Raw genomic sequence first — 13,566 nt, 5'->3', positions numbered from 1 at the left:
CTGTGCGTTCCTCGGTACGGTATCGACCGTGCTGGTGCTTCTCCCTCCCTCCGAGACCAAGTCCGACGGCGGTTCCGACTCGCCCTTGGACCTGGCCGATCTGTCGATGCCGCAGCTGACCGAGACCCGGGAGACGTTGGTTCGCTCGCTCGTGAACCTGGCCTCGGATTTCGATGCGTCGTGCGAGGCCCTCGGTCTGGGACCGACCCAGGCGGACGAGATCGAACGCAACGCGAAGCTGTGGGTCGCCCCCACCTGTCCGGCGCTCGAGCGCTACACCGGAGTGTTGTTCGACGCGTTGGATATCCGCTCGTTCACCAAAGTCCAGAAGTCGAAGGCATACGCGCGACTCGGGATCGGGTCTGCGCTGTTCGGTGCGGTACGTGCCCGCGACCGCATCCCCGCCTACCGGCTGAGCGGCGGCTCCAAGCTCCCGGGCCTGGGCACCCTACGGTCGATGTGGAAGCCGCAACTCGCGAACGCGATAGAACAGGAAGCCGAAGGTCTGATCGTCGACCTTCGGTCGGGGACGTACCAACAGCTCGGTCCGATACCCGACGCCGTGACCGCGACCGTACTCACCGAGAAGGCGGACGGATCACGCAGCGTGGTGAGTCACTTCAACAAGCACCACAAGGGGCTCCTGGCACGGGCACTCACCATCACACGCGCCGAACCCACCGACGTGCGCGGAGTGGCACGGGTGGCGTCGAAGGCCGGACTTCGCGTCGAAGTCGCTTCCGAGCGTGAGCTCGTCATACTCACCTGAGCAGTCACGCGAGACCCAACTCGGACAGTGTCGACACCACTCGCTGGTCCTGCTCGTGAAGGAACTGCTCGAAGTCGGTGCCGGTGACGAACGCATCGGTCCAACCGTTCTTCGCCCGCGCTTCTCGCCACGCCTCGCTCCGGTGAAGCTCGGACAAGGCCTCGACCATCGCGTCCTTCGTCTCGTCGGAAATACCGGGCGGCGCAAGCACTCCGCGCCAATTCGTGAAGGTCAGGTCGATACCGGCTTCGGTGAGAGTAGGTGCGTCGATGCCCGGCACACGTTCGGGTCCCGACACGGCGAGCACTCGAACCGCCCCGGCTTCGATCTGTTCCACGTATTCCCCCAGCCCGGACGTTCCCACGGTGACCGTGTGACCGAACAGTGCTGTCAGGAGATCACCGCCCCCGTCGTAGGACACGAACTCGACCTGTTTCGGGTCGACACCCACCGCCCGAGCTGTCTCCATCGGAAACAGATGATCGGGTCCGCCCGGCAGGGAGCCGCCACCAACCGTGACCGAACCGGGATCGGCCCGCCATGCCTGCACGAGGTCGTCGATCGTTCGCAACGGTGAATCGCCCGGCACCAGGACGGCCTCGGGTTCCTCGACCAGCTTGGCCAGGGGCGTCGCATCGGACATGCGGATCGCCGTGCCGTTCGTGTATCCCGCCCCGACGAGACCGAGCCCGGTCGTCATCATCAACTGGTCGTTGCCGGCCTCGTTCATGAGCCGCGCCATCGCTACGGTGCCCGCGTCGCCGACGACGTTGAACACCCGTATGCGGCCGGTGATGCCGTCGTCCTCCATGAGTTTCACCGCGGTTCGCGCGGTGAGGTCGTAGCCGCCACCCGGACTGTTGGGGACCATCATTCGAACGCCGTCCAGTTGCTCCGCACCGCGGTTCGCCCCGCAGCCCGCGGTGATCAGGGCGAGCAGGCCGGCCAGGACCAGCAAAGTGACATCGCGCATCTGCGACCTGGTACCGATCCCGAACACCACCGCTCCTTACTCTCTCCCCTGAATCGATCATCCGCCTCGTCACGCGAATCGCGCTCGTCGGTAATACTGGACCATCGGTGCTCCCCGCCACGCAACAGAACGGAACCCGGGTCGATGTGGTCACAGCGGCGTCCCCGCATACGCAGCCTGGCGGGTCAGATGCTGTTGCTCCAACTCGTCGTGATCGCGGTGGTACTCCTCGCCGTCGCGGCCGTCTCCATTCACCAGTCGACGGTGGAGTTCCGGGATCTGCAGGGTCAACGCATGATCGCCGTTGCCGAAACCGTCGCATCGACCCCGGTGGTCCGCGATCGGTTGGGGGCGCAAGACCTCGAACGGGTTCTCGCACCGGAAGTCGATCGTGCCGTCAACCTGTCCGATGCCACGATCACCGACATCGTCACGCCGGACGGGCTCGTCGTGGTGTCCTCCGACCCCACCAGACTCCGGACCGCCGCAGATTTGGGATCGAGCGATGTCATGTCCGGCCGGGCATGGACCGGCGACGTGGAAGCCGACGGCAGACGCTCCATCGCCGGCCAGGTTCCGATCCTCTCCCGGTCCGGCGAGGTTCTCGCCGTCGTGTCGGTGGCTCAGAACTATCCGTCGGTCTGGGAATTGTTGAGCGGCGCAGGGGCACGCCTCGTCCTCTACCTGGGTATCGGCGCGGGTCTCGGCGCGGTCGGGTCGTGGTTGTTGTCGAGGCGAATCAAGACGCACACGCGGGGTCTGGAGATCGCCGAGATCGCCAGTCTCGCCGATCACCGGGAAGCACTGCTGCACAGCATTCGCGAAGGTGTGGTCGCGGTGAACACGGACGGGGTGATCACCGTACTCAACGACAGTGCCCGCGAACTGCTCGACCTTCCCGGCGACATCGTCGGACACCACGTGGACGAAGTGGCCCTCGACACGGGAGTACGCCGGTATCTCCAGAGTGCGGACGACAGCGGGGACGTCGTCCTCTCGACGGCATCACGAATGCTGGCACTGAGCCGAAGGGCCGCCACCAGTCAGGGGCATCGAATCGGCACCGTCACCACCATGCGCGACAGCACCGAACTCGCATCCCTGCAGAGCCAGTTGTCCTCGCACAAGAGTGTCACCGACACCCTGCGCGCTCAGACCCACGAATTCTCGAACCAACTTCACACCATCTCCGGCCTCACCCAACTCGGCGACTACGACGCCGTGACAGATTTCGTCGGAACCCTGACTCGGCGCCGAGCGGAAATCAGCGATGCTGTGACGACGCGCATTTCGGATCCCGCAGTGGCAGCCCTACTGATCGCGAAGACGTCGCTCGCAGCGGAGACCGGTGTCGAACTGACGCTGGCACCCGGCTCCCGTCTGCGCGCCCTCGGCCCCGAACTCGCGACCGACGTCATCACGGTGGTCGGCAATCTCGTGGACAACGCGGTCGACGTGTCCGAAGGGACCCGCGGTTCGACAATCCGCGTGCGAATCACCGACACGGACGGAATTCTCGTCGAGGTAGCCGACTCCGGCCCCGGCGTGCCCGAGTCGATGCGCGAGGAAATCTTCTCGCGTGGCATCACGTCGAAAGCCGGGGTTCCCGGTGGGCGCGGAATCGGTTTGGCACTGGTCCGCCTGGTGACTTCACAGCACGGCGGCACCGCAGCCGTCACTGACGCACCGGAACCGGGCGGCGCGCTGTTCACCGTTCACCTACCGCGTGGCTACACTTCCGGGTCATGACGACGGGACACGAAGATGTTTGACGTCCTCGTCGTGGACGACGACTTCATGGTCGCCGAGATCCATCGCAGATTCGTCGACAAGACACCCGGATTCGGTGCGATCGGGGTGGCCCGTACGGCGACCGAAGCTCTGGAAGCGATCCGAACGCACAGCCCGGACCTCGTTCTGCTCGACGTCTATCTCCCCGACATGTCCGGTCTCGCTGTCCTGCAACAGTTGCGCAGTGAGGGCAACGCAGTCGGCGTCATCATGATCACTGCGGCGCGCGAGATCGACACGGTCGGCCGCGCGTTGCACGGAGGCGCCTCCGATTACCTCGTCAAGCCGTTCGACTACGAACAGCTCGCCGAGAAACTCGAGAACTTCCGTCGCCGCATTCAGACTCTCGAGGAGTCCGCGGGCGCCGATCAGTCGCTCATCGACTCGCTGTTCGGTGGCACCGCGAGGAAGCAGGACTCCGACCCGCTCCCCAAGGGTCTCAGTGTCGAGACCGGACGCCTGGTCCTGGACGTCGTGCGTTCGCACGGCGAGGTCTCGTCCACCGAATGCGCCGAACTCGCCGGTCTGTCGCGCGTCAGTGCGCGTAAGTACCTCGAGCACTATCTCAACGAGAACATTCTCACCGTGCGTCTCGTCTACGGTTCCACCGGGCGCCCCGTGCGGCGGTATCGCACGGTCACCTGAACATCAGTTCTCGTGTGCTGCCTTTTCGGCAGCCTGCGCCTGGGCCACCTGCGCCGGTGTGAACCGGATGAACAATGCGGCGCAACCGGCGATCAATGCGCACCCGGCGCTGCCGACGAGCGCAAAGGTGTAGCCCTCCCCGAGCGCCTCCAGTTGAGCCGCATTCATTTCCGAAACCTTGGCCGAGATTCCACCGAGCGACAACGTGCGTGACGTCGCCATCGCGCCGATGACAGCCAGCGCCAGTGGTCCACCCAATGTCTGCGCGACCTGAGCGATCGCTGCCAGCGGACCGATCTCGGTCTCCTCGACACCTGCGATGGCGCACAGCGGCAGCGGCACCACCGCAAGGCCCACACCGAAACCGATTCCGATGATCGGAACGAACAGGTTGGTCACGTACGCCGCCGAACCGTCCAGGGTCGATCCGTAGAGCAGACCCACCACCATGATCGTGGCCCCGCTGACCACGAGCCAGCGCGGCTGAATGCGCACCGCCAACCTGGATGCGATCGTCGCCGCGGCACCCAGTCCGAACGCGAACGGAATAAAAGCCAGACCCGCCTGGAGGGGGCTGTACCCGAGGATGTCCTGCACGAACAACGCGACGAAGGCGGCGACGGTGAACATCACCGCGCCGGCGAAGAAGATCGCCACGAAGGTTGCGACCCGATTCTTGTCCGCGAACAGCGAGAACGGGAGCAGAGGGTTGTCGGCGGTGCGCTCTACGTAGAGGAAGACCGCGAAAAGAACGAGACCGAACACCAGGGATCCGATCACGAACGGGCTGGTCCAGCCCAGCTCGGGCCCCTCGGTGAGAGCGAAGACCACGCCCGTCGCCGCAACCGTCGCGAGTACGGCACCGGGAACGTCGAGGGGAAGGCGCTCACCTGCCGTCTCCTTCAATGCCTTGAGCGCGCACAAGACGATGAAGACGCCGATGGGCACGTTGATGAGAAAGATCAGCCGCCAGGACACCTCGGTGAGCGCGCCTCCGATGATGAGGCCGGCAATCGAGCCGATACCCGTCATCGCAGCAAAGATGGCGATGGCCTGATTCCGTGCCGGACCGGCGGCGAAGGTGGTCGCCACGAGCGCCAACGCCGTGGGCGACGCGATCGCTGCGCCCACACCCTGCAGGAATCGCGCGAAGATGAGCATCAGTTCGTTGATCGCGAGTCCACACAGCAGCGACGCCACCGTGAACAATCCGACACCGGCCACGAACATCTTCTTGCGACCGAAAGCGTCGCCGAGTCGTCCGCCGAGGAGCATGAGCCCACCGAACGCGAGTGCGTAGGACGTGAGAACCCAGTTACGACCACTGTCGCTGAGCCCGAGGTCTGCTTGCAGGGGCGCGAGCGCCAGATTCGCCACCGTGCCGTCCAGGACGACCATCATCTGAAGTCCACTCAGAACGATGATCGCCAGACCAAGAACACGGGTCGCTGCGGACGGCGTCACAGCGTTTTCGGACACTCGGGAGTCAGACACAGGAGTTCACGTTACCCAGCGTCCACAGAAAACCCGGCCACCGGCCCGATCACGATGATCGCCGGCGGCCGAATGGCCTCGTCACGGACACGGTCGGCGACCGACGAGAGATCCGCGCGCAGCACACGCTGTGTCCGGAGGGTGCCCTCCTGAATCACGGTGACCGGAGTCTCGGGGGGCCGCCCGCCCTCGACGAGCACGTCCGCGAAGAGTCCGATGCGCTCCACTGCCATAAGGAGCACGATCGTGCCCTTCAATCGGGCAAGAGCGGACCAGTCGACCAGTGAATCCGGGTGATCCGGCGCGACGTGACCGCTGACGACGACGAATTCGTGGGTGACCCCGCGGTGCGTGACAGGGATGCCGGCAGCGGAAGGCACGGAGATCGCACTCGTGATGCCAGGCACGACGGTCACCGGGACGCCTGCCTCCGCACACGCCTCGAGTTCCTCGTAACCGCGTCCGAAGACGAACGGATCGCCGCCCTTCAGGCGCACGACGAACTTCCCGGCCTTCGCGTTGTCGATCAGAGCCGAGTTGATGGCCTCCTGCGCCATTGCGCGGCCGTACGGAATCTTCGCGGCGTCGACAACCTCGACGTGCGGGCCCAACTCGGCCAACAGTTCGGGTGGGGCCAGTCGATCGGCAACCACGACGTCTGCGTGCGACAGGAGCCTGCGACCTCTAACGGTGATCAGGTCGGGATCGCCCGGTCCCCCGCCCACGAGCGCAACCCCCGCGGCGGGAGGTTCGGCGGAATCGGTGACGGCACCGGACTGGAGCGCCTCGACCAGTGCGTTCCGAACGGCTGCGGACCGCCGGTGGTCGCCACCGGCGAGGAGCCCGAGATTCATCCCGTCGTAGGTGGCCGACGCCGGGGTCACGGCGGTGCCGTCCTTGGCGTTGTCCGCCCGGACACAGAAGATTCGGTGCCGCTCGGCCTCCGCAACGATCGCGGCGTTGGTGTCCGGTTCGTCGGTGCAGGCGATCGCGTACCACGCATCCGCGAGATCACCCTCCGTGTAGTCGCGCAGCTCGACCGAGATCTGACCGCCCGTAGCCATGCCCTCGACCGCAGGTGTGACTTCCCGGCTCACCACGTGCACGTCCGCGCCCGATGCGACGAGCAACCCGAGTCGACGCTGGGCCACGGTGCCGCCCCCGACCACCACTACCCGACGGCCCTTCAGGTCGAGTCCGACGAGATAGTTGCTCTCGCTGCCGGCAGCAGTGCTCACGCGCTCTCCTCGTTCATCGAAAGTGACTGGTTCCCCGACGGGGTCCGGTCGACCCGCAAAACTCTACGGGCAGCGGCGACGACGACACCATTCACCTGCGTCTTGGGCACGACGAGCTGTCCGTGGCGCGCGCCCACCACCGCCGAGGCCTCCGCTACACCGTCGAGACCTGTCGCTGCCCGCACCCGGTCCGAAGGATTCGCAACGTCCACCGCTGCCAGTTCCGATTCGGGTATGCCCCGGCTCTGCGCGCCGAGCTGTCTCGCCGCCTCGACGAAGGCGACTTCGCCTGCTTTGCGGTCGAGAGTGGCGACACCGAACGTCTCCCCCAAGGCTTCGCCGACCGCTTCCCGAACGGCGGCGACGATCTCCTCGGCGGTGGCCCCCGATCCGAAACCGATACCCACCCACAGTTCGGGCCGAGCGGCGAACTCCCGTGCCGCTGCGACGAACTTGCGGATCGACGCCGGATGACCGGCGGGATGCGTGTGCAGATAAGACGCATGGACGCCGTCACGGACGAATCCCTCGCGTGCGGGTGCGCCGTCCCACGGTCGCCATCCCCACGCAGGCTCGAATCCTTTCGCCGACTCGGAGCCGAGGACCGTCCGGTGAAATTCGTGCCCAGTGACCCGCTCGCCCGCGTCGAATAACACGGAGTCACCCAACGCCACCGCCTCCCGGTATCCGAGAGTCAGTCGCGGACCGAAGGACGCGTCCACCCCGACCACCCCGGCCATGTTCCGTTCGTCGAGGCTGTCGGCCAGGTACAGGAGCCCCGCACATTCGGCATGGATCGGCGCGCCCGCGGCCGCCAGGGCACGCACGTCGGACAGGAGTTGGGTGTTCGCAGCGAGGTCCGCCGAATGTTCTTCCGGAAACCCGCCGGGCAGCACCACGGCGGCGGTGCTGTCGGGCAAACCGCCACGCAGCGGATCGAAGACGACGACGTCCGCCCCTGCTGCCACGAGCAGTTCTCGGTGTTCGGCGTAGCCGAACGTGAAGGCCTCGCCGCCGGCCACAGCCACGACCGGCCGTGGACCGCCGTCGCCCACCGCGGCAAGTTCCGTCACCGGGTCCCACGCGTCACCATCGACCGACGACCGGGCGATGCCCGAAATTGCAGCGAGGTCGAGATGCCGCGCGGCCAGGTCCGTCATCGCTTCCACAGCCGCGAGGGCATCTGCGCCGTGCTCAGCTGCCGGAATCAACCCGAGGTGACGGGACGGGACTTCGAGTTCGGCCATCCGCGGAACAGCTCCGAGGACGGGCAAGCCCACGCGCTCGCATGCATCTCGAAGGACCTGCTCGTGCCGAGCACTGCCCACCCGGTTGAGAACGACGCCTCCGATACGGACACCGGAGTCGAACGTCGAGAAGCCGTGCAGTACGGCAGCGAGACTCTGACTGTGCCCCCGCGCATCCACGACGAGAACGACGGGTGCACCGAGGAGCGACGCCACCTGCGCGGTGGACCCTTCGGCCGCGGGAGCGGAGGCACCCACGTCGATCTTTCCGTCGAACAGACCCATCACGCCTTCGACGACCGCGATGTCACACCCGGCACACCCGTGCAGGAACAGCGGACCGATCCGGTCGACGCCGACCAGAACCGGATCGAGGTTGCGGCCGGGCTTGCCGGCAGCGAGTCCGTGATAGCCGGGATCGATGTAATCGGGGCCCACCTTGAACGGTGCGACGTCGCGACCGGCGCGCCGCAGCGCGCCCACGAGACCCGTTGCCACCGTGGTCTTTCCACTGCCCGATGCAGGCGCGGCGATCACGACGGCGGGAGTGGACATCACCACTCGATTCCCCGCTGTCCCTTCCGGCCCGCATCCATCGGATGCTTGATCTTGGTCATCTCGGTGACGAGATCCGCGGCCTCGATCAACGCCTGCGGTGCGTCGCGTCCGGTGACGACGACGTGCTGCTTGCCCGGCCGCGACGCGAGGACCTCCACCACCTCGTCGACATCCACCCAACCCCACTTCAGCGGGTAGGTGAACTCGTCGAGCACGTAGAACCCGTGCTCTTCGGACCGAAGGCGGCGCGCGATCTCCTGCCACCCTTCGAGGGCAGCGGCAGCGTGGTCCTCCTCGGTGCCGTGCTTACGCGCCCAGGACCAACCCTCCCCCATCTTGTGCCACTGAACCGAGCCGCCTTCGCCGGTGCTCTCGTGGAGGTGACCGAGAGCGCGGAAGGCGGCTTCCTCGCCCACCTTCCACTTCGCGCTCTTCACGAACTGGAAGACGCCGATGTCGAAACCTTGATTCCAGGCGCGTAGCGCCATCCCGAAGGCTGCGGTCGACTTCCCTTTACCGGGACCCGTATGCACGGCCAGAACCGGCGCGTTGCGCCGCTGCCGAGTCGTCAGACCGTCGTTCGGGACGTTTTCGGGAACGCCTTTCGGCATGTCGAACCCTCCTTATGCGGCGGCGCGGACGACGCCCGCAACCTGTTGAGCCGACAGTTCTGCGAGTCGGACGTAGCCGCCGCGAAGCTCACGGGCCAGTTCTGCGGCCAGGCCGAGGCGAACCATTCCGGTCTCGCAATCGACCACCACGGACGCCACCGACGCATCGGCCAACAACCCCGCGGCGATCTTCGCGCGTTGCACGGGATCTTTGCCGCCGGTGGCCCGCCCGTCCGTCAGGACCACGACGAGTGCGCGGCGCTGTGGATCGCGGACCCGTTCCCGCAGAGCCACCTCTCGGGCCTTCAGAAATCCGCGGGCGAGCGGGGTCTTACCGCCCGTCCGCATCGTCGCGAGGCGTCGCACCGCGACGTCGACCGACGATGTCGGTGGCAGCACCAGTTCCGCTTCCTGCCCCCGAACCGTGACGACCGCAACCTTGTCGCGCCGCTGGTAGGCGTCGCGAAGCAGGGACACCGCGGCGCCCGTGACCGCGGAGAGCCGATCACGAGCGGCCATCGAGCCTGACGCATCGACCACGAACAGAACGAGGTTGCCTTCTCTACCCTCCCGCTCGGCGCCACGCAGGTCGGCGGAATCCAGAATCATCCGTCCACTCGACCGCCCCCGCGCGTGCTGGTTCTCGGCCGCAGCGAACAGCGTGCCGACGAGATGCAGACCGTGCCCGCGTTCGGTCGTGGAGCGCACCGCCCGCCCCCGAGTGGACCGCGAACGCGAGCGCCTTCCGGGCGCACCCTCACCTACACCCGGCACCTCCAGCAGACGGGTCGTGAACTTCTCACCGGGTGGGCCTGCCGGACGCTCGGGCGGCGGCGTGGGAGCGCCTCCGCCGGGGCCGTCCGGATCGTCCGGGCCCTCTGGATCGTCCGGGCCCTCGCCTTCGGACGACTCCGGATTCTGCGGCGACGAATCCGCATCATCGTTGGTGGGGTCGTCCTGCGTCTCGTGCTCACGGACGTCGTCGTCCGCATGCTGCAGTGCATCGTCGAGTTGCTGTTCGTCGAGACCCGGTTCGTCGAACGGGTCGCGACGACGCCTGTGTGGCAACGTCAGCTCTGCGGCGACCCGAACGTCTTCGGCTGCCACTTCTTCCGCACCTCGCCACGCTGCGTATGCGGTGGCCGTGCGAGCCAGCACGAGGTCGGCGCGCATTCCGTCGACATCGAAAGACGCACAGAGCGAAGAGATTCGACGTAGTTCCGATTCGCCGAGTACAACCTGATCGAGCCGGTCACGCGCGTGCACGATCGCGGCAGCCAACTCGGCATCCGCGGGCGAATACGCGGCGACGAACGCTTCGGGATCGCGCTCGAAATCGAGCCGTCGCCGGACCACCTCCATACGAACGTCGACGTCCCTCGATGCGGACACGTCCACGGCCAGACCGAACCGGTCGAGCAATTGCGGGCGGAGCTCCCCCTCCTCGGGATTCATCGTTCCGACGAGCACGAACCTGGCGGGGTGCGAGTGCGAGATTCCGTCACGTTCGATGTGAACCCTGCCCATCGCCGCCGCGTCGAGGAGCACGTCCACCAAATGGTCGTGCAGCAGGTTGACCTCGTCGACGTACAGCACACCCTGATGCGCGGCCGCGAGGAGGCCGGGCTGGAATGCGCGTTCACCGTCGCGCAGCACCTTCTCCAGGTCCAGCGAGCCGACCACACGATCCTCGGTTGCGCCGACGGGCAGCTCGACGAGGCGTGCCGGGCGTTCTTCACCGTCCGACTGCACCGCAGGTAGCAGTGCGGTCAGAGCGCGTACCACCGTCGACTTCGCCGTGCCCTTCTCTCCGCGAACCAGGACGCCACCGATCCCGGGGTGCACGGCACACAGGATCAGTGCCAGCCTGAGCTGGTCCTGGCCCACCACGGCACTGAACGGAAAGCCGCTCTGCCTGTCGAGTTCTTGTTCCCTACGCACGACGACTTCCCTTCACCGCTCGGTATCCACGCCGAGGCTCTACTGCCGGTACGTACGCTGCGGCAACCTGGCTGGGATCGGAGGATCCGTCACAGTGGCGGGACCGCGCCTGATTCGAACAGGACTTTCCCGCAGCGCACGTCACAACCCTAGTTGCCGACGCGGCTACCGGACTCTCAGGGTGTGACGCTGAACGCCTGCCCGCCGCCGCGGCGCATGGGAGTGTGCGGAATGCCGTCTTCGAGGTACTCCGCACCGTCCGGCACGAAACCGTGCTTGCCGTACATCTCCACGAGGTGACTCTGAGCTGCAAGGGCACACGGCGCAGTTCCGACCTCGGCGAGTGCGGCGCGCAGCAGCCGAGTGGTGTGCCCCTGTCCCCGGGAAGCTTCGGCAGTGCACAGTCGCCCGATGCGGAACGACTTGTTGCCGTCATGATGCTCTTCCATCAGACGCAACGTGCACACGACCTCGCCGTCCTGCTCGAGCCACAGGTGCCTGGTCTCGGCCTCGAGATCACGCCCGTCCAGTTCCGGATACGGGCATTTCTGCTCGACGACGAAGATCTCGACGCGCAGCTTCAACAAGGCGTAGAGCGTCTTGTTGTCCAGATCGAGAGCCCAGGACCGTTTGAGTGCCGCGGTAGCCGTCATGGGGAGCAACTATGGCACAGGTTCCGAACGGCGTCCTATGCAGAGACGGCGACCGGGTCCACGTCGGCCGCATCGAGTTGCAGAACCTTCGAGGACCAGTCCCAGACCTGTCGGAACAGATCGTTGTCGTCGCTGAGCTTCACACCGAGCGAAGGAATCATTTCCTGCAGTTTCGGCTTCCACGCCTCGAACTGGCCCGGGAAGCAGCGTTCGAGGACGTCGAGCATCGCCGGCACTGCGGTGGAGGCACCGGGGGAAGCGCCGAGGAGTCCGGCGATCGATCCGTCACCCGCGTTGACGACGGCGGTGCCGAACTCGAGCACACCACCCTTGCCCTTGGCCCGGCGGATGACCTGCACACGCTGGCCTGCGGTGATCAGTTCCCAGTCCTTGGCAACAGCCTTGGGCACGAACTCGCCGAGGGTGTCGATTCGACCGGCTTCCGTCTTCGCCAATTCACTGACCAGGTACTTCACCAGGCCGAGTTCGCTGACACCGACGCCGAGCATCGACAGCAGATTGTTCGGCTTCACCGAACCCGGAAGGTCGGTGACGCGGCCTTCCTTGAGGAACTTGGGCGACCATCCGGCATATGGGCCGAACATCAGACCCGGCTTGTTGCCGATCACGCGGGTGTCGAGGTGCGGGACCGACATCGGGGGCGCGCCCACGGCTGCCTTGCCGTAGACCTTCGCGTTGTGCTGGTGAATCAGGTCGGGGTTCGTGCACCGCAGGAACGCGCCGCTGACCGGGAAACCGCCGAATCCCTTGGCCTCCGAGATGCCCGACTTCTGCAGCAGGTGCAGGGCGCCGCCACCGGCTCCCACGAACACGAACTTCGCGCGGACGGTCTTCTTGGTGCCCGTCCGGCGGTTCGACACCTTGACGATCCACGAGCCGTCGGACTGCTTGCTGAGATCGGTCACCTCGTGGCCGAAGTGAATGGTGCCTCCGGAGGCGCCCACGTAGCCCAGGAGTTGCTTGGAGAGCGCACCGAAGTCGACGTCGGTGCCGTCCTGAGTCCAGTTGAGGGCGATCGGATCGGAGAAGTCGCGACCCTTCGACATCAACGGCAGGCGGCGAGCGAACTCGTCCGCGTCGTCGATGTACTCCATGCCCGCGAAAAGCGGGTGACCGGCCAGTGCGTCGTAGCGCGCACGGAGGTACTTCACGTTGTCGGCGCCGTGCACGAAACTCACGTGCGGAATGGGGTTGATGAATTCCTTCGGCTGCGTCAGAACACCTGTCTCGACGCCGTGCGCCCAGAACTGCCGAGACACCTGGAACTGCTCGTTGACGTTGATCGCCTTAGCGATGTCGACGGTGCCGTCCGAGTTGGCCGGGGTGTAGTTGAGCTCACACAGCGCGGAGTGTCCGGTACCCGCGTTGTTCCACGGGTCACTGCTCTCGGCTGCTGCGGCGTCGAGTCGCTCGAACATTGTGATCGACCAGTCCGGCTGAACCTGGCGCAGAATCGCACCGAGGGTCGCACTCATGATGCCTGCGCCCACGAGCACTACATCGGTCTTCGTCTCTACCGCGTTCTTGTCTGACACTGGAGAATCGACTTCCTGTCCATGAGCCGTGCGCGCAATCCGCTCGCAATGTTCCGCGAAACAGGCTACCCGTGCGTACGCAGCCCATTC

The 13,566-nt window shown here is 66.1% G+C and carries 11 protein-coding genes and 1 pseudogene; 3 read left to right on the top strand and 9 right to left on the bottom strand.

All coding sequences use genetic code 11. The annotated features are described in order from the left end of the window. The first annotated feature begins 28 nt into the window (after positions 1-28). Positions 29-769, top strand: a complete 741-nt coding sequence (yaaA, locus tag ACFWO3_RS03840) for a peroxide stress protein YaaA (protein ID WP_378573808.1) — start codon at positions 29-31, stop codon at positions 767-769. Between the two features lie 4 nt (positions 770-773). On the opposite strand, the gene ACFWO3_RS03835 is transcribed toward yaaA, so the two are convergent. Further along, a complete protein-coding gene (locus ACFWO3_RS03835; RefSeq protein WP_378574049.1) occupies positions 774-1,742 on the bottom strand; it encodes a Bug family tripartite tricarboxylate transporter substrate binding protein in 969 nt (322 codons plus the stop codon). A gap of 144 nt (positions 1,743-1,886) precedes the next feature. On the opposite strand from ACFWO3_RS03835, the gene ACFWO3_RS03830 reads away from it, so the two are divergent. Further along, the gene (locus ACFWO3_RS03830; RefSeq protein ID WP_378573806.1) at positions 1,887-3,491 is read left to right on the top strand and encodes an ATP-binding protein; all 1,605 of its coding nucleotides are present in this window, start codon (positions 1,887-1,889) and stop codon (positions 3,489-3,491) included. A 15-nt stretch (positions 3,492-3,506) separates the two neighbouring features. Further along, positions 3,507-4,178 carry a response regulator gene (locus tag ACFWO3_RS03825; RefSeq protein ID WP_378573804.1) on the top strand — a complete coding sequence of 224 codons (672 nt, stop codon included), beginning with the start codon at positions 3,507-3,509 and terminating at the stop codon, positions 4,176-4,178. Between the two features lie 3 nt (positions 4,179-4,181). Here ACFWO3_RS03825 and ACFWO3_RS03820 read toward each other — a convergent pair whose 3' ends face one another. From ACFWO3_RS03820 to mqo, 8 genes and pseudogenes are all read right to left on the bottom strand, one after another. Further along, complete coding sequence (locus ACFWO3_RS03820) at positions 4,182-5,642, bottom strand: MFS transporter (RefSeq protein WP_378574047.1); 1,461 nt, start codon at positions 5,640-5,642, stop codon at positions 4,182-4,184. 41 nt (positions 5,643-5,683) lie between these two features. Then, entirely contained in the window at positions 5,684-6,910 is a 1,227-nt protein-coding gene (gene cobA, locus ACFWO3_RS03815; RefSeq protein WP_378573801.1) for a uroporphyrinogen-III C-methyltransferase, read from the bottom strand. Continuing rightward, a complete protein-coding gene (locus ACFWO3_RS03810; RefSeq protein ID WP_378574045.1) occupies positions 6,907-7,317 on the bottom strand; it encodes a cobalamin biosynthesis protein in 411 nt (136 codons plus the stop codon). Before ACFWO3_RS03810 ends, cobA begins: the two co-directional genes overlap by 4 nt. Before the next feature lie 15 nt (positions 7,318-7,332). After that, positions 7,333-8,712 (bottom strand): annotated as a pseudogene (locus ACFWO3_RS03805) (cobyrinate a,c-diamide synthase); the annotation flags it as partial. Next, complete coding sequence (gene cobO, locus ACFWO3_RS03800; protein WP_378573799.1) at positions 8,712-9,326, bottom strand: cob(I)yrinic acid a,c-diamide adenosyltransferase; 615 nt, start codon at positions 9,324-9,326, stop codon at positions 8,712-8,714. The gene cobO and the pseudogene ACFWO3_RS03805, both read right to left, overlap by 1 nt. Positions 9,327-9,338: 12 nt before the next feature. Then, the gene (locus tag ACFWO3_RS03795; RefSeq protein ID WP_378573797.1) at positions 9,339-11,267 is read right to left on the bottom strand and encodes a magnesium chelatase subunit D family protein; all 1,929 of its coding nucleotides are present in this window, start codon (positions 11,265-11,267) and stop codon (positions 9,339-9,341) included. Between the two features lie 176 nt (positions 11,268-11,443). Next, positions 11,444-11,920 carry a GNAT family N-acetyltransferase gene (locus ACFWO3_RS03790; protein WP_378573795.1) on the bottom strand — a complete coding sequence of 159 codons (477 nt, stop codon included), beginning with the start codon at positions 11,918-11,920 and terminating at the stop codon, positions 11,444-11,446. A gap of 35 nt (positions 11,921-11,955) precedes the next feature. Beyond that, entirely contained in the window at positions 11,956-13,476 is a 1,521-nt protein-coding gene (gene mqo, locus ACFWO3_RS03785; protein WP_378573793.1) for a malate dehydrogenase (quinone), read from the bottom strand. Positions 13,477-13,566 lie beyond the last annotated feature (90 nt).

The sequence above is a fragment of the Rhodococcus sp. NPDC058521 genome (assembly GCF_042719695.1).
Taxonomy (GTDB): Bacteria; Actinomycetota; Actinomycetes; order Mycobacteriales; family Mycobacteriaceae; genus Rhodococcus_F.
Note: the sequence above shows the minus strand (reverse complement) of the source record. Positions and strands in the feature narration are given on the sequence as shown.